General features: G+C 64.0%; 28 protein-coding genes and 1 pseudogene. 18 read left to right on the forward strand and 11 right to left on the reverse strand.

Annotation, left to right across the window (positions count from 1 at the left end; all coding sequences use genetic code 11):
• The first annotated feature begins 175 nt into the window (after window positions 1-175).
• The gene (locus C4S73_RS18610) at window positions 176-1,921 is read left to right on the forward strand and encodes a methyl-accepting chemotaxis protein (protein ID WP_160115831.1); all 1,746 of its coding nucleotides are present in this window, start codon (window positions 176-178) and stop codon (window positions 1,919-1,921) included.
• Here the strand turns inward: C4S73_RS18610 and C4S73_RS18615 are convergent.
• From C4S73_RS18615 to moaA, 4 genes are all read right to left on the reverse strand, one after another.
• A complete protein-coding gene (locus C4S73_RS18615) occupies window positions 1,900-2,664 on the reverse strand; it encodes a hypothetical protein (protein WP_103874035.1) in 765 nt (254 codons plus the stop codon). The two genes, C4S73_RS18610 and C4S73_RS18615, sit on opposite strands and share 22 nt — an antisense overlap.
• A gap of 14 nt (window positions 2,665-2,678) precedes the next feature.
• On the reverse strand, window positions 2,679-4,115 hold the full coding sequence (locus C4S73_RS18620; RefSeq protein ID WP_103874036.1) for a hypothetical protein: 1,437 nt from the start codon (window positions 4,113-4,115) through the stop codon (window positions 2,679-2,681).
• A gap of 25 nt (window positions 4,116-4,140) precedes the next feature.
• Complete coding sequence (locus C4S73_RS18625; RefSeq protein WP_103874037.1) at window positions 4,141-4,653, reverse strand: hypothetical protein; 513 nt, start codon at window positions 4,651-4,653, stop codon at window positions 4,141-4,143.
• 208 nt (window positions 4,654-4,861) lie between these two features.
• On the reverse strand, window positions 4,862-5,890 hold the full coding sequence (gene moaA / locus C4S73_RS18630) for a GTP 3',8-cyclase MoaA (RefSeq protein ID WP_244595669.1): 1,029 nt from the start codon (window positions 5,888-5,890) through the stop codon (window positions 4,862-4,864).
• A gap of 148 nt (window positions 5,891-6,038) precedes the next feature.
• Here moaA and C4S73_RS18635 point away from each other — a divergent pair, with 148 nt between their 5' ends.
• Window positions 6,039-6,407 (forward strand): gamma-butyrobetaine hydroxylase family protein, encoded by a 369-nt coding sequence (locus C4S73_RS18635; RefSeq protein WP_103874038.1) that lies wholly within the window; start codon window positions 6,039-6,041, stop codon window positions 6,405-6,407.
• Window positions 6,408-6,482: 75 nt separating this feature from the next.
• Here C4S73_RS18635 and C4S73_RS18640 read toward each other — a convergent pair whose 3' ends face one another.
• The 3 genes and pseudogenes from C4S73_RS18640 to C4S73_RS18650 all read right to left on the reverse strand — a co-directional run.
• A complete protein-coding gene (locus C4S73_RS18640; RefSeq protein WP_103874252.1) occupies window positions 6,483-7,061 on the reverse strand; it encodes a L,D-transpeptidase in 579 nt (192 codons plus the stop codon).
• Between the two features lie 181 nt (window positions 7,062-7,242).
• A complete protein-coding gene (locus tag C4S73_RS18645) occupies window positions 7,243-8,163 on the reverse strand; it encodes a lytic transglycosylase domain-containing protein (protein ID WP_103874039.1) in 921 nt (306 codons plus the stop codon).
• Window positions 8,164-8,211: 48 nt separating this feature from the next.
• Window positions 8,212-8,430, reverse strand: a pseudogene (locus C4S73_RS18650) (hypothetical protein); the annotation flags it as partial.
• A gap of 633 nt (window positions 8,431-9,063) precedes the next feature.
• Here C4S73_RS18650 and C4S73_RS18655 point away from each other — a divergent pair.
• Window positions 9,064-9,540, forward strand: a complete 477-nt coding sequence (locus C4S73_RS18655) for a Ros/MucR family transcriptional regulator (RefSeq protein ID WP_103874040.1) — start codon at window positions 9,064-9,066, stop codon at window positions 9,538-9,540.
• 269 nt (window positions 9,541-9,809) lie between these two features.
• On the opposite strand, the gene C4S73_RS18660 is transcribed toward C4S73_RS18655, so the two are convergent.
• The 4 genes from C4S73_RS18660 to C4S73_RS18680 all read right to left on the reverse strand — a co-directional run bounded on the left by C4S73_RS18660 (window position 9,810) and on the right by C4S73_RS18680 (window position 12,217).
• Window positions 9,810-10,046 (reverse strand): BrnA antitoxin family protein, encoded by a 237-nt coding sequence (locus C4S73_RS18660; RefSeq protein ID WP_103874041.1) that lies wholly within the window; start codon window positions 10,044-10,046, stop codon window positions 9,810-9,812.
• 315 nt (window positions 10,047-10,361) lie between these two features.
• A complete protein-coding gene (locus C4S73_RS18665; RefSeq protein WP_103874042.1) occupies window positions 10,362-10,622 on the reverse strand; it encodes a hypothetical protein in 261 nt (86 codons plus the stop codon).
• Window positions 10,619-11,653, reverse strand: a complete 1,035-nt coding sequence (locus C4S73_RS18670; RefSeq protein ID WP_146071412.1) for a site-specific integrase — start codon at window positions 11,651-11,653, stop codon at window positions 10,619-10,621. Before C4S73_RS18670 ends, C4S73_RS18665 begins: the two co-directional genes overlap by 4 nt.
• A gap of 132 nt (window positions 11,654-11,785) precedes the next feature.
• Window positions 11,786-12,217 (reverse strand): helix-turn-helix domain-containing protein, encoded by a 432-nt coding sequence (locus C4S73_RS18680; protein ID WP_160115832.1) that lies wholly within the window; start codon window positions 12,215-12,217, stop codon window positions 11,786-11,788.
• Between the two features lie 622 nt (window positions 12,218-12,839).
• On the opposite strand from C4S73_RS18680, the gene C4S73_RS18695 reads away from it, so the two are divergent.
• The 15 genes from C4S73_RS18695 to C4S73_RS18765 all read left to right on the forward strand — a co-directional run bounded on the left by C4S73_RS18695 (window position 12,840) and on the right by C4S73_RS18765 (window position 20,535).
• Entirely contained in the window at window positions 12,840-13,262 is a 423-nt protein-coding gene (locus tag C4S73_RS18695) for a RusA family crossover junction endodeoxyribonuclease (RefSeq protein ID WP_103874048.1), read from the forward strand.
• A complete protein-coding gene (locus C4S73_RS18700) occupies window positions 13,259-13,591 on the forward strand; it encodes a DUF4406 domain-containing protein (RefSeq protein ID WP_146071413.1) in 333 nt (110 codons plus the stop codon). The genes C4S73_RS18695 and C4S73_RS18700 overlap by 4 nt, the downstream gene beginning before the upstream one ends.
• A gap of 167 nt (window positions 13,592-13,758) precedes the next feature.
• Window positions 13,759-15,054, forward strand: coding sequence for a DEAD/DEAH box helicase (locus tag C4S73_RS18705; RefSeq protein ID WP_146071414.1), 1,296 nt, complete (start codon window positions 13,759-13,761; stop codon window positions 15,052-15,054).
• Window positions 15,055-15,185: 131 nt separating this feature from the next.
• The gene (locus C4S73_RS18710; protein ID WP_146071415.1) at window positions 15,186-16,019 is read left to right on the forward strand and encodes a hypothetical protein; all 834 of its coding nucleotides are present in this window, start codon (window positions 15,186-15,188) and stop codon (window positions 16,017-16,019) included.
• A gap of 1 nt (window position 16,020) precedes the next feature.
• Window positions 16,021-16,224 carry a hypothetical protein gene (locus C4S73_RS18715; protein ID WP_103874052.1) on the forward strand — a complete coding sequence of 68 codons (204 nt, stop codon included), beginning with the start codon at window positions 16,021-16,023 and terminating at the stop codon, window positions 16,222-16,224.
• Entirely contained in the window at window positions 16,217-17,497 is a 1,281-nt protein-coding gene (locus C4S73_RS18720; RefSeq protein ID WP_103874053.1) for a DUF2800 domain-containing protein, read from the forward strand. The genes C4S73_RS18715 and C4S73_RS18720 overlap by 8 nt, the downstream gene beginning before the upstream one ends.
• A gap of 2 nt (window positions 17,498-17,499) precedes the next feature.
• Entirely contained in the window at window positions 17,500-18,165 is a 666-nt protein-coding gene (locus tag C4S73_RS18725; protein WP_103874054.1) for an ssDNA-binding protein, read from the forward strand.
• A gap of 78 nt (window positions 18,166-18,243) precedes the next feature.
• Window positions 18,244-18,546 carry a hypothetical protein gene (locus tag C4S73_RS18730; RefSeq protein ID WP_103874055.1) on the forward strand — a complete coding sequence of 101 codons (303 nt, stop codon included), beginning with the start codon at window positions 18,244-18,246 and terminating at the stop codon, window positions 18,544-18,546.
• The gene (locus C4S73_RS18735) at window positions 18,533-18,817 is read left to right on the forward strand and encodes a DUF2312 domain-containing protein (RefSeq protein WP_103874056.1); all 285 of its coding nucleotides are present in this window, start codon (window positions 18,533-18,535) and stop codon (window positions 18,815-18,817) included. Before C4S73_RS18730 ends, C4S73_RS18735 begins: the two co-directional genes overlap by 14 nt.
• Window positions 18,814-19,026: a hypothetical protein gene (locus C4S73_RS18740; RefSeq protein WP_103874057.1), complete on the forward strand. Its 213-nt coding sequence runs from the start codon at window positions 18,814-18,816 to the stop codon at window positions 19,024-19,026. The genes C4S73_RS18735 and C4S73_RS18740 overlap by 4 nt, the downstream gene beginning before the upstream one ends.
• A complete protein-coding gene (locus C4S73_RS18745; protein ID WP_103874058.1) occupies window positions 19,026-19,250 on the forward strand; it encodes a hypothetical protein in 225 nt (74 codons plus the stop codon). Before C4S73_RS18740 ends, C4S73_RS18745 begins: the two co-directional genes overlap by 1 nt.
• Window positions 19,247-19,561 carry an NrdR family transcriptional regulator gene (locus tag C4S73_RS28690; protein ID WP_244595670.1) on the forward strand — a complete coding sequence of 105 codons (315 nt, stop codon included), beginning with the start codon at window positions 19,247-19,249 and terminating at the stop codon, window positions 19,559-19,561. The genes C4S73_RS18745 and C4S73_RS28690 overlap by 4 nt, the downstream gene beginning before the upstream one ends.
• 29 nt (window positions 19,562-19,590) lie before the next feature.
• Entirely contained in the window at window positions 19,591-19,839 is a 249-nt protein-coding gene (locus C4S73_RS18755; RefSeq protein WP_146071416.1) for a hypothetical protein, read from the forward strand.
• Complete coding sequence (locus C4S73_RS18760) at window positions 19,836-20,258, forward strand: deoxycytidylate deaminase (protein WP_103874060.1); 423 nt, start codon at window positions 19,836-19,838, stop codon at window positions 20,256-20,258. Before C4S73_RS18755 ends, C4S73_RS18760 begins: the two co-directional genes overlap by 4 nt.
• Window positions 20,259-20,295: 37 nt before the next feature.
• Window positions 20,296-20,535: a hypothetical protein gene (locus C4S73_RS18765; protein WP_103874061.1), complete on the forward strand. Its 240-nt coding sequence runs from the start codon at window positions 20,296-20,298 to the stop codon at window positions 20,533-20,535.
• Window positions 20,536-20,615 lie beyond the last annotated feature (80 nt).

Genomic DNA, 20,615 nt, shown 5'->3' on the forward strand with positions numbered 1-20,615 from the left:
CTCTGGGGCTGGCCCGATGCGCGGCTCACGCCAGTGAAGTTTTATTAACGGTGTCACGCCATAAAGAGGAAGATTGTTACTCTCACTGGATTGGCCGATGCATCGCAGGATTCGACGCTGGCTAGGCAGTCGAAGCCAAGCGGAGGCAGTCCAGCCTGCCGTGTCGGCGGACATCATGCCTGCCCCCTCATCCCGACATGCTGTCTACGACAGCAGCGCTGCGATCCGTGACGCCGTGGACGAGCTCGAGCAGGATGTCGTGGCAGCGATGCGCGAGCTCACCGCGGAACTCGGTCACGCCGAGCGCTTTTCGGCGGAGTCCGAAACCAGTTCCCGCGCCATCCGCGAAAGCGTCGTCGACATGCGCCTGGCCACCGATACCGCCAGCGCGAATTCGTCTGCACTGGCTGTGGCGACGCAGCAGGTCTCGCAGGCGGCCGAGCAGGTCGGCAGCGCGATGAACAGCGCGCGGGACAGGCTGGATGCCGCGGCCACCCGCGCTGGCGAGGCGACAGAGCTGATGGGCGGGCTCTCCTCGGCGACCGCCGAGATCCGCAGCATCGTCGACTCCATTGCCGAGATTGCACGACAGACCAATCTGCTGGCTCTCAATGCCGCGATCGAAGCGGCGCGTGCGGGAGAGGCCGGGCGTGGCTTCGGGGTCGTGGCTCATGAGGTCAAGACACTGGCGGTCGAGGTGCGCGAAGCCGCCGACCATATCCGCCATCGCGTCGACCGGCTCACGCGCGCGGCGCAAGGCTCTACCGCCATCGTGAACGACGCCCTGCAGATGGTGCGGGAGGTCAATCCCATCATCGCCGCGATCGGCGGTGCTTCGCAGGAGCAGGCGGCGGCGACAGCTGAATTGTCCCGCAGCGCCGTTGCAACCGCGCTGTTCATCGAGAATGTCGGACAGCGTGTCGACGAGATCGACCGCGTCGCGCTCGCGACCGTCGCCGACAGCGAAAACCTCCGCAGGGCGACGGCCAAGGGCGCGAAGCTCGTCGGCAACATGATGCGGCGCTTCACGCCGATCCTGCGTCATTCGGCTTTTGCCGACCGCCGGCGTCACGACCGGTTTCCGGCCGAGCGACGCGCGGAAGCCCGCATCGGCACGCTCGGCTTTGCCAGCAGCACGATCGATCTGGGCCGCGGCGGCGCTTTGCTCGCCAAGCCCGCCAATGAACGGCTGAAACCCGGATCCTCGGGCACGATCGAGATCGACGGCCTGCCGTCGCTTCCGTTCCGGATGATGGCGTCGAGCGAACTCGGCCTCCATGTCGCGTTCGAGCCCGATGTCGTCGCCGGGTGCCGCCCGCTGGCGGACATGATCCAGACGATCGAGCGCTCCTACCGGCCTTTGATCGAGCGCGCCCAGGACTTTGCCCGGGACGTTGCCATCGTGCTGGAGGACGCGCTTCGCGATGGGCTCGTGAGCGAGGCCGATCTTTTCGACATCGACTATGTCTCCGTGCCCGGAACCGAACCCCGACAATTCATGAGCAGGGCGTTGCCGGCCTTGGAGGCGGTCCTGCCGCCGCTGCTGTCGCGCATTCTGGCCAGCGACCCGCGCCTCATCTTCGCGCTCCCGACCGACCGTAACGGCTATGTCCCGGTTCACAATGCGGAGTTCTCGCTGCCGCAGCGCGAGAACGATCCGCTCTGGAACGCGACCTATGCCCGCAACAGGCGCATTTTCGACGAGCGCGCCGGCATTACCGCGGCGCGGTCAGTGCGCCCGTTCCTCGTACAGGCCTATCATCGCGACCTCGGGGGCGGCGCCAGCGACATCCTGCGCGAGGTCGACGCGCCGCTGCGGGTGAACGGCCGGCATTGGGGCGGCGTGCGGATGGCCTATCGGCTGGGCGCTGAGATCGCGGCCGTTCCCGATCGTGCCGCCTACAGCCGCTCCCAGGCGTAGGCGATCTTCAGCTTGTCCAGGGTTTGCTGCCAGAGCGTCCCGGCCTGTTCGAGACGCTGGGGCTCATAGACGCCCTGAACCTGATGGACTTGCAATTGCCAGCTGCTGGCGCCTGAATCCTGCCAGACCTTGCCGATCAGGCGCCGCAGACGCTCCGGATCACGAGCGCCCGGCGCGCTCCCGAAAAAGCTGAACTGGCTGGAATTCTGCAGCATGTCGGACACCAGCACGAGTGTCCGATCGCCGGAGGGGACGCGGTTTTCGCGGCGTGACACGACATCGCCGACGGCCTCGACGATCGGGGACAGGTTGCCCTTGGCCGGCTGCGTCAGCACGACCAGCGCCTCGTCGAGCGGGCGCCCAAACTTCTCGACCCATTTGACATATTCCCGGCGCGGATTGCCGATCAACTCGCTGGCCGTGCGGCCGGGGTTGCACAAGGCGATGAGTGGCGGGAAGCCCGGTTCGAAGACGTCCTTGAACACGTAGATCGACATCATCCGGTCGGCCGGCAAGTCGTCGCCGATCTGTTTGACCAGCTTCTTCAGCCGCCCGGCCTGGACCTCGCTCCAGGGGTCGCTCTTGTCGACCAGGACCAGCGTATGGCCGACCGGACCCGTCTTGGGACAGAGCGTTTCCTGATCGCGCGGTGGTCCGCGCAGCAGCGAAGGAGCGGCAAAGAAGCCGACCAGCGCAACGCCGGCGAGTACGGAGGCGACGATCGCCCAATTCTCTGTCTTCATCTTTTTGTGGCCGCTCAACGGGGTATCGCGGCGAATTCCGCGTCGGCTGCCTTGCGGGCGTTCTCATCCCGCTCGAACGCATCCCGCCCGGCCTCGGCCGCGCGCGTCTTCAACAGCTCGATCTCGCTGGCAAGATTGACGCCGCGTACCAGAAGGAGCTGCTCTCTCAGCTTGGCCTCGACCAGTGCCGGCATGTTCCCCAGCTGCAATTCGAAATCCTCGATCAGCCTTCTGATCGCGATGTACTCGGCGAGTTCCGCCGGCTGATCGATCTCGGCCAGATTGAGGGACTGCGAAAAATAGGCGGGCGGCACATCGGTCCGCACCTTCAGATTGGCCTCGCGATACTGCATCAGCGCGGCATCCTTGGCCGAGCGCAATTGTGCGACCCTCGAGACGAAGAAGTTCCGGGCCTGGTCGGCTGCGATCTTCGACGCCTGGAGCCGGCCGATCTCATATTGGCAGTCTTCCCGGAAGCTGTTGATCTGCGAGCGGATCACCTCGAGTTCCGGCAGGAGATCGGTGTCGAGCTTGCGACGCTCCTCCTCGACGGCGCTCCAGCGTTGCCGCCAGCGCTTATAGGCGGTGGCATGGCCGGGATAGCTGCCGAAGGCCGAATATCCCTTCGAGGCCGCGACGAAGGCGACGATGCAGCCGATGATCACCAGCGCAAGCGATTTGAATTCGTAGACGGCGAGCGGGTTTTCCAGCATGCGCGGCACGACCTGGATCGAGCGCGCATCGGGATTGGCGATCAGCATCTCGCGATAATGGCCCACCGCGAGGTTGAACAACACGATCAGCACGATCATCCCGACATAGGCCGGCAAGGCCCATAACAGGTGCGAACTTCGCACATGCTGGCAATAGCGCGCCGGCCCCAACCCCATGATGAAGCCTAGCGAGATGTTGAGCGCCGAAATGATCACGGCCGTCGCGGCGCCGCCGACCAGACCGAAATCGCTGGCCTCGGCGAAGAACGTGCCGTTGAGCAGGCTCTCAATCACCAGCGGCGCGACGAGGAAGAACAGGAGGAATTGCCACTTGTCGAGCTTGGGATCGGCCGTTCGCTTGTTCGTATAGCTGAAGAACGCGTATTCGCGCTTGGCCTTGAGCGCGTCATAGACCTTCTGTTCGAGTTCGCCGCCATGCTTGTTCAGCATGGTCCGCATCGTCGCCTCGATCGACCGGATGCGGCTCTCGAACCGCTCCTGGCTCAGGATCTCGCGTTTGCGGGTGATCTCGCCATGGAGCGTGCCCAGCGTCGCCGCCGCCTCCTGCCGGATCGATGTGAAAAGTTCGCGGACTCGAGCCAGCAGCGTCTGCTCGGTCTGCGACAGCAGCACGGAATGAGCCGCCGGCTGGTTGTCCAGCGCATCGCTGGCCCCGTGACGGCCAGCCTGCACCGTTTCAGCGAGATGATGGGCCGATATCGGAGGTATCACAGACATGGTGGTTCCGCCGGACGCTCCGGGCTCATTCGCCATGGGAGGCTCGCATCAGGAACTGGCGCGCATCCACGACATCGACCCGGAAGTCGCGAAAACCGGGATAGGATGGGCTGCGATAGACCCGCTGGAACCAGATCGTCAGAGCGCAGAGCCCGGTTGCGGCGAAGGCGCCTGCGGCCACGCCGAGGATCGACATATCCTCGCCCGTCGACAGTGCAAGCGCGGCAACAAGGACTGCGACCGCGCTCGCGAGCGTCAGCAGCGCATGCATGTGATGGCGGCCTGCGTCTGAAGCCAGTTGCAGTGCCGTATTCATGCCGGCGACCGCGCTGGCGGCACAGAGTTCTAGGATGAATACGGCTGCCAGGACGGCGACGATGACGGCCACGACGACGGCAACGATACCGCTGCTTGAAGAAGGAGACAGAGTTTCAAAGACATTGCGTGCAGTAAGGCCGGCCAAAATGAAACAGCTGACCAGCAGGATGAAAACGAGAATCGCGAGGAGTGACAGATCGGGCCAGAGTTTCCTGATCATGCCGGCCAGTCTTGCCGCGCATGTTTCCTGCGCCAGGCGGAAAATGGCCCCTGTTGTCGATTTAAATCGAAGTATTATGCCTTCGACCATCGAACGCTCGCATCAGCAACAGATCGCAAAACGTTAACCCATTCAGTGGGTTCGTCAAGCCGCGCAGCAGCCTGTCCACGCACCTTCCGCGCGGGGAGGCCGTGGCGGAGGGCGGTTTTCAGCCGCCGGTCACGCTCATATGGCGCCCGACTGCCGGCCGCGAGCGGCGCCGGTCGATGACGAAATCATGGCCTTTGGGCTTGCGAGAGATCGCCTCTTCCATGGCGCGGTGGAGCAGGGCGTCGTCGCTCGAGGCGCGTATGGCAGCGCGCAGATCGGCGGCGTCCTCCTGACCCAGGCACATATAGAGCGTGCCGGTGCAGGTCAGACGGACGCGGTTGCAGCTCTCGCAGAAATTATGCGTCATCGGCGTGATGAAGCCGACGAGTCCGCCGGTCTCCTTGACGCGGACGTAACGCGCCGGCCCGCCGGTGCGGTAGGGGTCGTCGACTAGCGAATATTTGTCCATCAGCCGTGCCCGCACGATCGACAGCGGCAGGAACTGGTCTATCCGGCCGGGCTCGATCTCGCCCATCGGCATGACTTCGATCAGGGTCAGGTCCATGCCGAGGCCGTGGGCCCAGACCATCAGATCCTCGATCTCGTCCTCGTTGACGCCTTTCAGGGCGACGGCATTGATCTTGACGCGGATGCCGGCCTTGCGCGCCGCCTCGATGCCACCAAGCACCTTGTCGAGATCGCCCCAGCGCGTGATCTTGCGGAACTTGTCGGGATCCAGCGTGTCGAGCGAGACGTTGATGCGGCGCACGCCATATCCGGCGAGTTCGCTGGCGTAACGATCCAGCAGCGAGCCGTTGGTCGTCAGGGTCAGCTCGTCCAGGGCCCCGGAGGTGATATGGCGCGAGAGCGAGCGGAACAGACTCATGACGTCGCGGCGCACCAGCGGCTCGCCGCCGGTCAGGCGCAGCTTGCGCGTCCCGCGCGCGACGAAGGCAGTCGCAACGCGATCGATCTCCTCGAGCGTCAGCAGGTCGCGTTTCGGCAGGAAGGTCATGTCCTCGGACATGCAATAGACGCAGCGGAAGTCGCAGCGATCCGTCACCGAAATCCGCAGATAGGAGATGTCGCGGCCGAACGGATCGACCAGCGGCGCACGCGTCAGGGGCTTGATGTCGTCGAGAAGCACTCTGGTCCAGGCCTCGAGAAACTCTGCATCCACCGCACCGGCAGATGCGGCGCAGCGGCTGCGTTGCTATAGGCTTGAGACATTGGCATCGCTTGAGCCAACGTCAAGCGCGACAGAGGTCGCACCCGGCTAAAGGATCACGCCAACCATGTCAGTCTGGCCGACCGAGATACGCCTGTCGAAGGATCGCAGGACCTTGCATGTCACGTTCGAGGATGGCGCAAGCTATGCGCTGTCGGCGGAATTGCTGCGGGTGGAAAGCCCTTCCGCCGAGGTCCAGGGCCATAGTCCGACACAGAAGACGACGGTTCCCGGCAAGGCCGAGGTCGAGATCATCCGCGTCGATCCTATCGGGCATTACGCCGTCAAACTGTCCTTCGACGACATGCACGACACCGGCATCTATGGCTGGGACTATCTTCGCGAACTCGGCGAGCATGGCGAGGCGAAGCTGCAGGCCTATCTCGACGATCTCGCCGCAAAAGGGCTTTCGCGGGAGCCGGCGCGGCGGCGCTGATCGCGCGTAGTGCAGCGATATGAAAAAGGCCGGCGCGAAGGCCGGCCTTGATCACAAAATCTCGATCGGACCCGCTCAGCGAGCGACGACGACCCGCGTGCCGACCTTGGCGCGCTCGTAGAGATCCATCACATCCTCGTTCAGCATGCGAATGCAGCCCGACGACACGGCCTGGCCGATCGTCTCAGGCTCGTTCGAGCCGTGAATGCGATAGAGCGTCGAGCCGAGATACATGGCGCGCGCGCCCATCGGGTTTTCCGGGCCGCCGGGCATGAAGCGCGGCAGGTCGGGACGGCGCCGCAGCATCTGGGCGGGGGGCGTCCAGGTCGGCCATTCCTGCTTGCGGGTGATGGTCTGCGCACCCGCCCAGTCGAAGCCCGGGCGGCCGACGCCGACGCCGTAGCGCATGGCCTTGCCATCGGGCATCACATAATAAAGGCGGCGCTCGGTGGTGTTGATCACGATCGTGCCGGGATTGTACTTGCCGCTGAACGAGACGACCTCGCGCGGAATGGCGGTCGCCTGGGCCTTGGACGGGTCGCTGGAGACCATCAGGGGCTGGCGCGTTAGCGGGTCGATCTCGGCGCGGGCGGATGTCGCGACGGCGAGCAGGCCAAGGCTAGCGAGCATGGCCAAACGGATGGTGCGGATCATCGGGACCTCGGACAGACGGCGGGGGGCGGCGCGGAGCACGAAGTTGACGCAGAAAAGTCAACATCTCCTCAATTTCCTGTCAGAGTGCCGTGCCCTGCGCAATCGCGCGCTCATCACATCGATGAGAGGTCGCGGGCTTTGCTGCGTTGCGTTGCGCGCCTGCAACATGGAGCGGGCCGCCTCAACTCCGCAGCACGACGCAGGCCCCCTGATGGCTCTGGATCCGCTGGCACAGCGCGATGGCCGCCGCGCGCGTCGCGGCCGGCAACCGCACCCGGTAAAAGGCGCGCGTGCCCCGGCTGCGCAGGCGCGTGCCGATGATCATGGGCTGGAGATCGCCGATGATGGCCCGATGCCGGATCGCGGCGCGTTGAAACGAGGCGAGTGCGCGTCCTTTCGAGAAGTTGCCGGCGAGCTGCACGCCCCATGGGGCGAAGGCCGCTTCAGCGAAGCTCAGGGATGGCCGGCTGCCGGCGCGGACGGCGGCCACGACCGTGCCGCAGGCCGAGGCGCTGTCGGGCGTGGCCGGGCGGCGCATGAGCGGCAGGTCGCGCGCATCGCGGTTCGCTTCAGCCTTCGCATCCTGCGCCCATTGCTGGGCCGTCGCGCCGGTGATGGCGACGACATAATTCTCCGTCTCATAGGGCAGGGCGCCGGTTCCTCCCCGCGCGAGCCAGCCGGCGACACGATTGGGCCCGCCATTGTATCCGGCGGCCGCAAGCCCCCAATTGCCGAAGCGATTTCGCATTTCGGCGAGGAAATGCGCGGCCTTCGGCACAGCCTGTTCGGGATCGAATGGATCGACGAGGCCGCGTTCGCGCGCCGTCCCCGGCATGAACTGCGCCAGCCCCTGCGCCCCCGCGGGGCTGGTCACGCCGGGGCGGAAGCTCGATTCCTGGAAGATCAGCCTAGTCAGAAAGGCGGGCGGAACGCCGTGAGTTCTTGCCGCATCGTCGATCATCCGGCAGAGCGCGGCGTCGATGCCCGATGATGGCGTTTCCTGGGCATGCGCGCCGCAGATGTCGGCGATCACGGCGACGATCAGGCTGATGCCGAGGCCGAGCCAAAACTTCGCAAGGCTGAGGCCGAACTTAGACAGCATGTACGGCGCTCTTCCGGCCCGACCCTATCGCGATGATTTATGCCCAGATCACCGCGGACACCAGTCCCAGAAGCCCGTCGTCCGTTGGGGCGTGGTGTAGTACCAGCAATAGCCTGCCCGGGGCGGGTTGCCGGCAAGCGAGACGGCTGCCGCGCCTGCGATGAACCCCAGAGCCGCACCGGCCGCAACGGCGCCACCGCGATTCCAGTGCCGACGCGGATGAACGACCACCACGCGGTGCGACCTGTGGGGACGCACATGCGGACGCGGCCTGTGGACGTTCGGGCGCGTGTGCGGCCGTGCATGGGGCCGTGCATGGGGGCGTGCATGGGGGCGTGCATGGGGGCGTGCATGGGGGCGTGTATGCGGGCGGTTGGCGTTGGGCCGGTGAGGGCGTGTGGCGTGCCGTCCCCGCTGCGCCTGCGCGCTCCGGACGTTCTGGCGCGACACGTCCCGCGAGCCGGAACGGCCTTGCGCTTCGGCCGAACTGATGCTGGCCAAGGGCGAAACAAAGCTCGCCAGAAATGCGAGCAGCATGGAAATTGATTTCAGTTTTAGGTTCGCGCGCAAAGTCGTCTCCTGCATGTCAGCCAAAAGAGAGGCCTCAGATCACGACGAGATTTTCACGGCTGTAAGACACCATAGTTCTGGCGGACTCGTAAAGCGGGACGGAGATCAGCGCACTCGATATCCGCTTGTGCAGCCCATATTGATACGTTCTTGGTGTTTCGACTTTCCGATGGCAACGATGTCATGTATAGTAATGTCAAGTCGAAGCTTCTCCGCGAAATCGTGATCGGTGATCGCTTCGAGGAAGAGCCATCGAGGCGCTATAAATCGCTATAGTGGAAACGCACAGCTCAGGGCCAGTTTCTGAGTGTCTCAAATCCGGGAACGCGAATGTCTGAGAACAACAACGAAGAGCTCCTCGGTCTGTCGGCGATGATCGTCGCGGCTTATGTGGCCCACAACAATGTCCCGCGCGCTGATCTCGCCGGTCTCATCGAAAGCACCCACGCTGCGCTTGGCGGCCTGGGCGCCGAAGCAGCCCCGCCGCCGGCGGCGCCGCTGGTTCCCGCCGTCTCGATCCGGAAGTCGGTGACCCCGGAGGCGATCATCTGCCTGGAGGACGGCAAGTCGTTCAAATCGCTGAAGCGTCATCTCGGCAACAAATATGGCCTGACGCCCGAGCAGTACCGCACGAAATGGGGCTTGCCCGCCGATTATCCGATGGTCGCGCCGGCCTATTCCGAGGCCCGTTCGGCCCTGGCGAAGGCGGCCGGGCTTGGTCGCAAATCCGTTAAGGCGCCCGAGCCTGTCGAGCCGGCCAAGCCGGTAAAGGCCAAGCGGACGCCCAAGGCCAAGGTCCCCGCGTAATCGCGAGAGCACGAGGGGCGCGCGGACTGATTCGCGCGGCCCTTGTGGTTCTGCATGACGATTCGCCACTCCTGTCTGATCGGGAGTGGCTCAATGCTTGGCAACCCATGGCGTCGAAAGCCGTGATGCCAAGAAGCAAGTCGTGACTCCAAGAAGAAAGCCATGATGCCAAGAAGAGAGTCGTGGCGCTGAGAAGAAGGTCGTGGCGCGCAAACCGCGCATGACTCGGAGGTCGAAGTCGGGCTGTCGTCACACCCCGCCCGGTCTGATCAGCTCTTGCCGGCCGCTTTGCGAAGCGCGTCGTTGATTCGGTCCTGCCAGCCAGGTCCGCTGCTCTGGAAATACTCCAGTACATCGCTGTCGATCCGCAACGAGACTGTTTCTCGCGCTCCGGGAATTGTCGGGCGGGCCTCGGCGGCAGGCGGCGCTTTCGGAGGAGCGGGCTTGAACAGCGCTTCAGCGTTCTTGCGGGGATCGCTGGGCCTCCGGGTTCGGTCGTTGTTCATGACACGCCTTTGCTCTTGCTACGGGTTGTCTTGATCGCGGCGGGGCCAATCGGGCAACGCCAGAGCGACGCGTTCCCGCAAGTTCCCCCTGCCGCGCGAGATCATGCACAGATATGCACGGTCTATGCTCAAAATGTCGGGAGGAAATGGTGGGCGACACAGGGATCGAACCTGTGACCACTCCCGTGTGAAGGGAGAAATCCGTTTCGTTGGGGGACGAAACGGACGCTGGAATGCGGCGAATGTGGGCTATCCGCGAGAGGCCGTAGGTCATAGTTGGTTTCTGCGGACAAAATGGACGGCCCGATCCGGGCATTATGCCCGGCTCTCAGCGCGCTCGTTCTCGGCCTCCTGGAAGCTCTCCAGCATCGATTTATAGAGCCCGAGACAGAACGCGCGGACAGCCTCCCGGTTGGGTGATTTCACGGCAGTGGTCGTATCGTAGGCGCCGAGTTCACCGTCAAACCCTTTCACGTAGACGCCCCAACAGCCCTCGCGACGAGTGACCTCGACAGTGACGTTCTCGCCGTCGAAGGCTTCCAGGACATGCTTCTTGAACAGCACATAGCTCATCATTCTGCGGCCTCCAGTTGTCCGTTTGAGATCATTCCGACCGCCTCTTGCAGATCGGCAGGGGAGTGCTTGGCGTAGACCCGCTCGACCATCGCGACCGAGTTGCCGAGCACCTTGGCGATGAGCCAGAGCGGCACGCCCCGACGGGCCATGTTGGTGGCCGCCGTGTGGCGCAGCACGTTCGGCGTGACGTCCGCGAGCTTGGCCTTCAGCGCGACCGCCGTCACCATCTTGTTCGCCACGACCCCGCCGACGACGCGATCGGAGCCCAATTTCTTGCCCGTGCGCTCCATCTCGGCTCGCTCCAGCATGCGGCATAGTGGCGCAGACATCGGCACGCTGGCGCGACGCTTCTTCGTTACCCGGCGCCCGGGAACGGCCAGGTGGATGACGCCGGTCTCGAAATCGACCCGGTCCCACGTGAGCTCAAGGATCGCCGCCCGGCGCCCGGCCGTCTCCAGGGCCAGCCACAGGAACCGCTCAGCGCGCGACAGCTTGCCGTCCTCGCCTCGGTAGACCTGCGCGGCTTCCATGAGCGCCTTGATCTCCGGCGCCTTAAGCCAACGATCGCGCGGTTGGCCATCTTCGGGCAGGTCGACGTCAAGCTCGATCCTGTTGTGGTTGAGCGCCGCGATCAGCTGCACGAGTTCGCGCCGGCAAGTCTGCTTCTTGACCTTGCGCCCGAGCTTGCCGGTTGTCCTCTTTTTCACGTAATCGTCCACTGCGTCTTGCGCGACTGTGGACGCCATGAGCGCGCCAAAATGCGGCTCCAGGGCCTTCCAGCAATAGCCGGCGGTGGCCGACATCACCTTCTTTTCGACGTGCTGCTTCTTGTAGACCGTCCAGCAGTCGGACACCGACAGGGCAGCTTTGCCCTGCGGTGCCTCACGCTCCATCAGGAGCCACGTGCCGAGGAAGCTCTTCGCAGCAGCCAGATCTCTCGTGCGCGTTGAGATGCGCTTGCTTCGGCCGGCGTCGGACCAATGGATATGATAGACGCCTTCGGGGCTTCGCTTGAGGGTTGGACCGGGCATTTGATCGCCTCCTTGTACGTTTCGAGATCGCGTTCATCGATCAGCACGGGACGACCGGGCAGGTAGGCCAGCATGCCGGAGAGCCGCAGCCGCTTCACCTTGGAGCGGGAGCAGCGCAGCTCGATCGCGACTTCAGCCTCGGTCAGCATCATCGTCAGCGACGGGCTTGCCGTCGCGCTGAAGCAATTCGGCCACTTTCACGCCAACCGAAAACGACACCAGCCGATTGACGCGCAACCAGGCCTTGTCCGGATTGGCGGGAGAAACCTTCAGATCGAACTCCGGGAAGTCGTCTGCGATCGCATTGATAGAGAGGTTCGGCAGCAGTTCGTCCTGCGTGACGCCGAGTGCAGCGCACAGCTTCAGAAGACTATGGTGCGTGGGCATCGTGACGCCGCGAATATAGGTAGAGATGCTGTCCTTGGGCAGGCCAGCTTCGCGTGCCAGTTGGGCCTGACGCCAGCCCTTCTTAGCTAAGAATGTCTCTAATCGTTGCCCGAACTGTTGACGAGACAGATACTTAGCGTCTGACGGCGGGCCGCCGTCTGTAGCATCCTCGACCATGTGGTTCCTGTTCCTTGAAGCCATCTACGATCCTCCTACGCTGTTTCATACATGTCGGTTCCTACAGGACAAAATGTCCACCGTCAAGGACAGATTGTCCGTCCGGAACGTACGTTTTGTCTTGACTATGGGCGGACAATCTGTCTTTGTGGTCGGACTGATCGCCGTCCACAGCTAGGTTACAAAAGTGTTTGACGCGAAAAAATTCCTAATTGATAAGTTCGTTAGCCCTATAGTCCTGACAGCGTTCGTCAGAGCGTTCGGGTACGAGCCTCCGAAAGATGAGGCCGTCTACAAGTGGTTTAGGCGAGAGAGCATTCCAGGCGAGTGGTTCCCCATTCTTTTAGCTCTGCTTGAGCTGGAAAAAGGAACTCCGATTTCCGTTTCTCCTTATCTAAGGGCTCCGCAGTAATATGAGTGGACTTTCCGATAAAGAAGCCTTTGCGAAGATGTTTTGGGGTTTGGCCCGTGAGGCCCGCGGACACGACGGTGCGCCGGACAAAATCGAACTTATCGAGGAATTGGAGTGCATGGAAATGCACGTCGAGTGGCCTCGCCTCCGGGCCCGGTGCCAATCGATGCTTGTTGAGATCCGGCCTCCAATGCCGGCTGTCGCCCGCTCGTGATTACGATCGAGCTCGCGGGGGCGCCCCGCGGTAAGGAGCGCGTGAAGCGCGCTCAGCTCGGCCACTCCTATACGCCCGACCGCACGGTTCGCTTTGAAGACCGCCTCTCGCTGGCGGCGCAGACCGTGATGGCCGGGCGGCCGTTGCTCCAGGGCCCGCTCAAGCTGGATGTCTGGATGCACATGGCCATCCCGCCGAGCTGGCCCAAGAAGAAGCAGGAGGCCGCCCGTACCGGCGAGTTGAAGCCGACCGTGAAGCCCGACTGGGACAATGGCGGCAAGCTCACGGATGCGCTCAACCTGATCGTCTGGACCGACGATGCACAGATCACCGACGGCCGCTGCCGCAAGCGCTACAGCGACCGCCCCCGCACCGTGATTACGGTGTCTCCCGACACAGGCGAAGGTGTTTTCGAGTGAAAACGATCTACTTGAGCGGCCCGATGAAGGGCTACCCCGAGAGCAACTACCCGCTCTTCCGCCGCGTCGCCGCTGAGCTTCGCGCACAGGGCCACCAGGTCTACAACCCCGCCGAGTTCGACTATTGCCGGACCACGCATCCTACGTTTCCGCTACGCGTCGCTTTCGCTGAATACAGCGCCTTCATCTGCAGCAAGGCCGACGCAATCGTCCTTCTGCCGGGTTGGCATAAATCGCTCGGCGTCAGCGCCGAACTGGCCCTCGCCAAGAACTGCCAACTGGACATCTACGAGTACGTCGAGCCGTCGCTTCGGCAAATCACAGCTTGACAATATGTCCGTCTAGTCCATAGTCGCGACATACAAAACGTACATATCCGAACACGCCGAAACTGTTGTTCCTGCCGGGCTAGGTGCCAATGAAACATACGCCGCTTCCGACGCAAATATCAGGGGCGAGGTTCCTCGCTTCACGTCGGGCGGCGATGTTGGCCGATATGCCGCGCGTTGGGAAAACGGGCGCGGCGATCATCGGCTCGGACCTGATCGTCGCCCGCAAGATCCTCGTTATAACCACGGCCTCGGGCCGTGCCGTCTGGAAGCGGGGCTTCTCCGACTGGTCGGTCTTCGATCGTCCGATCCACATCGTCACGCCGAAAACAGTTGCTCGGGTCAAACCCGGGCATGACGGAAACCTCGTCGCCGTCGTGGGCTGGCCATCTGTCTCCGACCCGAAGGTGCGCGCTGCGCTGCTCGGGTTCGAGTGGGACCTGCTGATCGCCGACGAGGACCACTACGCCAAGAATTTCGACGCCAAGCGGACACAGGCCGTCTACGGGACGCCCGATCGCGACGGCGTCACGATCATGAACGCAACGAGCATCGCGGCACGCTGCGCGGTCGTCTGGCCGCTCACGGGCACGCCGTACCCGCACGATCTGTCTGACGGCTATCCTCGGCTGCGGGCATTGGCGCCGGAGCTGCTGGCGGCCGATCCGTCCCGCGCCTGGCCGGACGTCACCGTTCGGGGTGATTTCCTGCACCGCTACTGCATCGTGAAGATGAAGACGCTGTCGCGCTTCAACCGTATCCCGGTCGTGATAGGCGGCAAGAACGAGGACGAGTTCAAGGCCAGGTTCGGCGGTTTCTCGCTTCGGCGGACACAGGCCGATGTCGGCATCCGGCCACCGTCCTACGGCTTCATGCCTCTGATCGTGACCGATCGGGAGTTGCGCGAAGCCGAGGGCGACGGCGACCGGCAGGCCATCCTGGAGGCTGCGAGGGCAGGGGAGACCAAGGCGCTCGATCTGCATCTCGGGCCGCTGCGCCGCATCACCGGCGAGATCAAGGCGCGCGCCGTTGTCGAAGCGCTGAAAGATGAATTTGCCTGCGGGCTCGACAAGATCGTTCTGGCCTACTGGCACAAGAGTGTCGGCGCGATCCTGAAGGAGGGGCTGGCCGGGTTCGGCGTCGTCGGGATCGACGGATCGACGCCCGATCAGGTCCGCGGCGCCAGCGTGGCGGCCTTCAGCCAGTCGGACGGGCCCCGGGTATTCCTGGGCCAGATCGACGCTGCCGGCGAGGCCATCGACCTGTCTGCGGCGGCCGAGCTCTGGTTCGTCGAGACGGTCTTCTCCCCGAAATCCATGTCGCAGATGTCTCTGCGGATCACAAATTTCAGTCAGGCCCGAAACGCGATCGTGAAGGTCTGCACGTTGGAAGGTTCAGTCGACGAAGCGGTCCAGGCGTCGCTGATGAGGTTATGGACCACAATAAGGAAAGTCACAGAATGACATTCAAGATCGAGATTTTGACAGAGACTGGCGCTGAAGCCCGGCAACAGATGGCACTCTTCTTGGGGATGCCTTTCGCGCCGGTGTCAACGTTGGTGCCGAATACCGAGCCTTTCCCGTCGAACCGGGCAATGCCTTCCGGCGCTGACACGACCGTCGACCAACCCACCGACCGGCAGCAGGGCGTGCTCGACGGCACCTTCGGCGTCCGTTCCGCGACCGATGAAGAGCGCGCCGCTGTCGGCATTGCTCCGAGCGTCCTCGACGAGCCGTCCGTCCAGCAGGCCATCGCCAAGCGGGAACGCGGCCAGCCGTCGCCGGGCAAGGCCCGCCGCACCAAGGCCGAGATCGCCGAGGATGAAGCCGCTGACGCAGTCGACGACGCCAACATCACCACCCACATTCCTCCGGCGCTGAACATTTCGTCGGGTGAAGAGCGGGTCGATCCGTCCATAGTCGCGCAAGACGCAGCTGACGAAGCCGCCGAAAGCGCTGCGGCGCGCACCTCCGGCGCTCCGACGCTGGACGATCTCCGGCGCCTGATGGGCGATGTCCAGCGCAAGCACGGCATGGCCGTTGCTGCGAAGCTCCCCGGCCTGATCGGCAAGGGCGTCGGCGAGCTGACCGACGAGGAACTGCCGAAGGCCATCAGCGCCGTGCAGTTCGTGCTGGAGAACGGGCTGAGCAACGTCAGCGACGAGCCGGCCAAGACGGAGGCTACGCCTGCCGCCACGAAGCAAGATCTCGTTGCCGCGATGCTGGATTACGCCCTCTTCGCGGACGGCCAGAACGCCGACCACGCGAAGATGCCGCACACCATGGAGGACGTCGCGGTCGTCTTCGGGAAGCTGTTCGGCGCCGAGGTGTCGAAGCTCTCGCAGGTCCCCGCCGACGGCTACGCGAAGGCCATCGCCGGCATCGCCGAGATGAAGTCGAAGGACGTCTTCAAGCGCGGGGGCAAGTGACATGGCCGCTGAAAAGAAGCCGATCAAAAACTACCTGGTGCGCGAGACCACGGGCATCACGCACAAGATCCCGTCCACGCAGATGGTCAAGTCCGAAGGAGAGCTGACCTTCTACCTGGAAAGCGAGCTCGTCGCCGTCTTCGCCGCGGGCCAGTGGGTGAGCTGCGCGCTGTTCATCGACGAAAAGGCCAAGGTCGATGGTTGACCACGGCGCCCGCGACCACGCCACCTGGGCGGCCAGTTCCACGGCTCGGAATTGGCACTGCTCCGGCGCCCTCGCGCTCTCCCGTGCGGCCCCGCCGCAGAAAGAGAGCATCCACGCAGCCACAGGCACGGCGGTTCACCAGATCGCCGAGCGCTGCCTGCGCACCGGCGCCGATCCGGCGGCCTTCCTCGATACGGTCGAAAAGACCAAGGAACGCGAGATCGAGATCGGCGAGGACGAGGTCAACTCGGCGGCCGAGTACGTCAACTATGTTCGGGGCGTGGCCTATCGCCTCGCCGACGAGCTCCTGCTGCAGGACGACAAGATCGTCCAGGTCGAACAGCGATTTTCGCTGGCCGAATTGGACACGCCCTTCGATGCCGGCGGTACGGGTGACGCGGTGCTTTACACACCGCCGACCCGGCACCTGGAGATCGTCGATCTCAAGAACGGCATGGGCGTGGTCGACGTCTCCGAGAACAAGCAGCTGCGGACCTATGCGCTGGGCGCCATGCTGGCCAATCCCGGCCTGGACGTCGAAACGATCACGGTGACGATCGTCCAGCCCCGAGCGCCGCACAAGGATGGGCGCATCAGGTCGGAGACCTTCCACGTCGCCGAACTGATCGAATGGACGGCCGAATTGCTGGCCAAGATGGGCCAGTCCAAGCAGGCCTGCGACGAGTACGACGCGCTCGGCGGCAACACGGTCCTGTTCGACGAATGGGCCGAGAAGTGGCTGAAGCCCGGGAAATGCTCGTTTTGCCCTGCGGAGGGGTTCTGCCCTGCGCTGCGCAAGAAGGCCCTCGACGCAGCTGCGGTGTGGCTGGACGACCTGGAGCAGCCGCGCATTGCCAATGCGCCCGGCGAGATGTCGCCGGAGAAACTGGGCCAGACGCTCGACCTGCTGGAGATGATAGAGAACTGGATCAAGGCCGTCCGTGCCCACGCCCACACCATGGCCGAGCATGGCGCGACGATCCCCGGCTATCAGCTCGTCGAGAAGATCGGCAACCGCAAATGGGCGGCTGACGAGGCGAAGATCATCGCCGACCTGAAAACCGTCGCCGGCCTGACCGACGACGAAATCTACGACCGGAAAGTTCGTTCGGTCGCGCAGATCGAGAAGGTTCTTGGCGCGAAGCGCAAGGACAAGATCTCGAACATGTGGATGCGCCCGGTAACGGGAACCAATCTCGCCTCCACGACCAAGTCCACCCGTCCGGCAGTCAAGTCGAAAGCCGAACAGTTCCTCGAAACCGAAAGTACCTGACCATGGCCTTTGCACGATCCGACGATTTCAAATCCCCCGATTGCCGCCTGTCCTTCGCGAACGGCCTCTTCAAGGCCCGCGCCGGCAGCACCGAACCCGGCGCCAAGCTGAAGTTCGGCTCCACGCTGATCTTCCCGAAATCCGCCATGACCGCGAAGACGATCTCCTATCGCGGCGCCCTGGTGTCGCTGCAGGACATCGTTGCGGCGGTGATCGTCGAGCAGTGGGGCGACAAGGGGCTGGAGAAGGCCAAAGCTGGCCTGATCAAGTCTCCGTTCCTGCCGGGAGACGGCAAGGAAGCCCGCAACAAGAAGACCGGCGATCTGCACGGTGGCATGGGCCCGGAGGTGTTCTTCATCCGCACGCAGGCCAATGCCGATCGTCCTCCGGTCGTGTCGGCCTCGCACACGGCGGTGATCCCGGCCACGGAGAAGGAAGTGTATTCCGGCTGCTACGGCTTCGGGGCGATCAACTTCTTCGCCTGGAACCACCCGCAGAACGGCGACGGCATCTCGTGCGGCATCCAGTCTTTCTACAAGAAGGCCGACGGCGAGAGCCTGGGCGGCTCGGGCGGCGATCCGGAGAAGTGGCTGGAGACCGTCGAGGACACCGGCGCTGCGCCTGCTGCGACGCAGGGCGGGGCTGGCGCGTCAGGCCTTTTCGGCTAATTTATCCGGAACGTCCATAATCACGACCGACACGCCGGACAATCCGGCGTGTCGGAACCGCCAATCAGGAGAATTTCCATGCCCGATACCAAGACCATATCCACGCAGATGCCCGGGTCAAAGACCGCACGTTGGCTCCGCTTCGTCGCCTTCTGGATCGTGATCGTCGCCGCCTTCGGCTTTTCCAAGCAGTGGTTCGGCGGCTCGTGGGTGATCGACCTGATCGTCCTGTTGCTCGTCGCGCTCACGACGACCAGCGGCGTCCGTTCGGTGCTGGGCTACACGGCCGATCTGACGCGCGAGCAGATCACCGCATGGGTGGCGGCTGGCCAACCGGCTGACGTCAAGGCGTGGAAGGAGCGCACCTATGGCGAGCGCTGAAAACCCCCGCGCCACTGCCGGCGACAACAGCGGTGATCCTGTCGCGGGCGACCAGTTGAAGAGCATCGTCGAGCGCATCGAGCGCCTGGAGGAAGAGAAGAAGACGATCTCCGACGACGTCAAGGAGGTCTACGCCGAGGCCAAAGGCAACGGCTACGACGTCAAGATCCTCCGGAAGGTCATCGCCATCCGCAAGCGCGACGCCAATGAGCGCGCCGAGGAAGAGGCGATCCTCGATCTCTACCTGCAGGCCGTCGGGGTCTTCGGGTGATCGACCCGGCCCTGCTCAGCGCCATCGACGCCGGCCTAATGTCCGTCTCGCTCTTCAGGACGGCTGATGGTTGGCAGGCCAACGTCAAGGCGCGCGGGAGCGAAGGCTTCCGCGTCGCCATCCAATCCGATCCCGTCGCTGCGCTGCTGGAAGCCCTGACCGGGCAGCGCACCCCCACGTCAACATCATCAGAAAGCGTGTTCGACTGATGGACTACTTTCACCAGATTGAAGACAAGGCCGTGATCCTCCGGAGCGGTGGCGTCTTCCGACAGGCCAAGGTCTACAAGCGCGGCCAGATGCTCTTCGCCGGGTACGGCGCGGGCTTTGTGCGCCTCCTGAAGATGCCCGGCACGTCCAACCCGAACGTCTCTTGGGAAGAAACCGACGCCGCGCACAGCACCGACAATCTCGGGCGTCCGATCGTCTCATGAGGTGCAAGTGCGGAGCCGAGACGCAGGTCACGGACAGCCGGGCGAGCGCCTTTGACACCATCCGTCGCCGCCGGGAGTGCACGGCCTGCGGCGGACGCTTCACGACCTACGAGAGCCGGATCGCCCCGTGGGTTGTCGAGAAGCATCGGGCGTCCCGAGCCGCGATGGAGAAGCGGCGGTGGCACGCCAAATCGATCGAAGAGCGGCGGCAGATCAAGAAGCGGGAACACACTCGCGCTGCCGCCCGCACCGAAGCCGCCATCTCCGGCCGGCCTCTCGACACCGTCTACGAGGAATGGGGCTGCAAGTGAACGCCAGGCTGCAACACGAGATCGCCCTGATGGCCGCACGCTTCCGCGTCGAGCCGGAAGACATCGTCGGCCGCTCCCGGCTCCGCATGGCGGGGAAAGCCCGTCGTGCCGTCTGGTCGCGGTTGGTGACGCGCTATCCGGGCGGGGCGTTCGGCATCGCCGCGCTGGCGCAGATGTTCGACCGGACGCCCGAGGCGATCCGGCGCGGGATCGAGCACCACAGGTCAAAGCGGAAATACTGGAAACGGCCGAAGACCCGCAAAGGAAAGCCGTCATGAACTGGCCTGAATATCTCTTCGGCTTCGCACAGCATGCCGCCACCAAATCCAAGGACAGCACGCAGGTAGGCGCCGTCCTTGTCGGGCCCGATCGGGAGGTCCGGTTGACCGCCTACAACGGCCCGCCGAAGGGCGTGAAGGACACGCCCGACCGGCTGGAGCACCCCCGCAAATACCTCTTCGCCAGCCACGCAGAGGCCAACCTGATCGCGTTCGCGGCCCGTGAGGGCATCAGGACCAAGGATTGCGTCGTCTACGTCACACACTTCCCCTGCGCGGCTTGTGCCCGGACGCTGATCCAGGCCGGCGTCGTCGGTGTGGTGGCGGGGATGGGTTCAACGTCCATGCCCGAGGAAGAGTTCGATGCGGCTCGGACCATGTTCCGCGAGGCGGGCGTGAAGGTCCGCGTCACACCCTAAAGTCCATAGTCGCTCCCTCCATTCAGGACGTCTTCCTATGATCGAGCCCGCTTACGTCATCGTTTTCGAGAAGGGCCGAATGCTCGGCTGGAACAACGCGGCCATCCCGCCCGAGATCGGCGCCGGTGGCTGGCGGCCATATGTCTGGACCAACCATCTCATCGACGCCGAGAAATTCGGCTCCGAAGCCGCTGCGGCGCTCTTCGGGCGCGGCGCGATCCCGCACGAGGAATGGAGCGTCGTTCCCGTCTCCATGAACCAGGCGGACTGCGCATGAACCTCCTTCGCGGTTTGCTGTTCGCCCTCCCGCTCTCGATGGCCCTGTGGGTGCTCATCGGGCTCTTCATCTGGAGCATC

Source organism: Allobosea lathyri (genome assembly GCF_900108245.1).
GTDB classification, from domain to species: Bacteria; Pseudomonadota; Alphaproteobacteria; order Rhizobiales; family Beijerinckiaceae; genus Allobosea; species Allobosea lathyri.

What these genes read in the sequence shown, in the direction of transcription:
- C4S73_RS18730 (WP_103874055.1), top strand. Translation starts at nt 18,244, where the DNA reads ATGCCCGATACCAAGACCATATCCACGCAGATGCCCGGGTCAAAGACC.
- C4S73_RS28690 (WP_244595670.1), top strand. Translation starts at nt 19,247, where the DNA reads ATGAGGTGCAAGTGCGGAGCCGAGACGCAGGTCACGGACAGCCGGGCG.
- C4S73_RS18645 (WP_103874039.1), bottom strand. Translation starts at nt 8,163, where the DNA reads ATGCTGTCTAAGTTCGGCCTCAGCCTTGCGAAGTTTTGGCTCGGCCTC.
- C4S73_RS18760 (WP_103874060.1), top strand. Translation starts at nt 19,836, where the DNA reads ATGAACTGGCCTGAATATCTCTTCGGCTTCGCACAGCATGCCGCCACC.
- C4S73_RS18755 (WP_146071416.1), top strand. Translation starts at nt 19,591, where the DNA reads ATGGCCGCACGCTTCCGCGTCGAGCCGGAAGACATCGTCGGCCGCTCC.
- C4S73_RS18720 (WP_103874053.1), top strand. Translation starts at nt 16,217, where the DNA reads ATGGTTGACCACGGCGCCCGCGACCACGCCACCTGGGCGGCCAGTTCC.
- C4S73_RS18655 (WP_103874040.1), top strand. Translation starts at nt 9,064, where the DNA reads ATGTCTGAGAACAACAACGAAGAGCTCCTCGGTCTGTCGGCGATGATC.
- C4S73_RS18610 (WP_160115831.1), top strand. Translation starts at nt 176, where the DNA reads ATGCCTGCCCCCTCATCCCGACATGCTGTCTACGACAGCAGCGCTGCG.
- C4S73_RS18735 (WP_103874056.1), top strand. Translation starts at nt 18,533, where the DNA reads ATGGCGAGCGCTGAAAACCCCCGCGCCACTGCCGGCGACAACAGCGGT.
- C4S73_RS18765 (WP_103874061.1), top strand. Translation starts at nt 20,296, where the DNA reads ATGATCGAGCCCGCTTACGTCATCGTTTTCGAGAAGGGCCGAATGCTC.
- C4S73_RS18640 (WP_103874252.1), bottom strand. Translation starts at nt 7,061, where the DNA reads ATGATCCGCACCATCCGTTTGGCCATGCTCGCTAGCCTTGGCCTGCTC.
- C4S73_RS18615 (WP_103874035.1), bottom strand. Translation starts at nt 2,664, where the DNA reads ATGAAGACAGAGAATTGGGCGATCGTCGCCTCCGTACTCGCCGGCGTT.
- C4S73_RS18635 (WP_103874038.1), top strand. Translation starts at nt 6,039, where the DNA reads ATGTCAGTCTGGCCGACCGAGATACGCCTGTCGAAGGATCGCAGGACC.
- C4S73_RS18670 (WP_146071412.1), bottom strand. Translation starts at nt 11,653, where the DNA reads ATGCCCGGTCCAACCCTCAAGCGAAGCCCCGAAGGCGTCTATCATATC.
- C4S73_RS18620 (WP_103874036.1), bottom strand. Translation starts at nt 4,115, where the DNA reads ATGTCTGTGATACCTCCGATATCGGCCCATCATCTCGCTGAAACGGTG.
- C4S73_RS18745 (WP_103874058.1), top strand. Translation starts at nt 19,026, where the DNA reads ATGGACTACTTTCACCAGATTGAAGACAAGGCCGTGATCCTCCGGAGC.
- C4S73_RS18710 (WP_146071415.1), top strand. Translation starts at nt 15,186, where the DNA reads ATGCCTTCCGGCGCTGACACGACCGTCGACCAACCCACCGACCGGCAG.
- C4S73_RS18705 (WP_146071414.1), top strand. Translation starts at nt 13,759, where the DNA reads ATGCCGCGCGTTGGGAAAACGGGCGCGGCGATCATCGGCTCGGACCTG.
- C4S73_RS18625 (WP_103874037.1), bottom strand. Translation starts at nt 4,653, where the DNA reads ATGATCAGGAAACTCTGGCCCGATCTGTCACTCCTCGCGATTCTCGTT.
- C4S73_RS18725 (WP_103874054.1), top strand. Translation starts at nt 17,500, where the DNA reads ATGGCCTTTGCACGATCCGACGATTTCAAATCCCCCGATTGCCGCCTG.
- C4S73_RS18665 (WP_103874042.1), bottom strand. Translation starts at nt 10,622, where the DNA reads ATGATGAGCTATGTGCTGTTCAAGAAGCATGTCCTGGAAGCCTTCGAC.
- C4S73_RS18660 (WP_103874041.1), bottom strand. Translation starts at nt 10,046, where the DNA reads ATGAACAACGACCGAACCCGGAGGCCCAGCGATCCCCGCAAGAACGCT.
- C4S73_RS18680 (WP_160115832.1), bottom strand. Translation starts at nt 12,217, where the DNA reads ATGGTCGAGGATGCTACAGACGGCGGCCCGCCGTCAGACGCTAAGTAT.
- C4S73_RS18715 (WP_103874052.1), top strand. Translation starts at nt 16,021, where the DNA reads ATGGCCGCTGAAAAGAAGCCGATCAAAAACTACCTGGTGCGCGAGACC.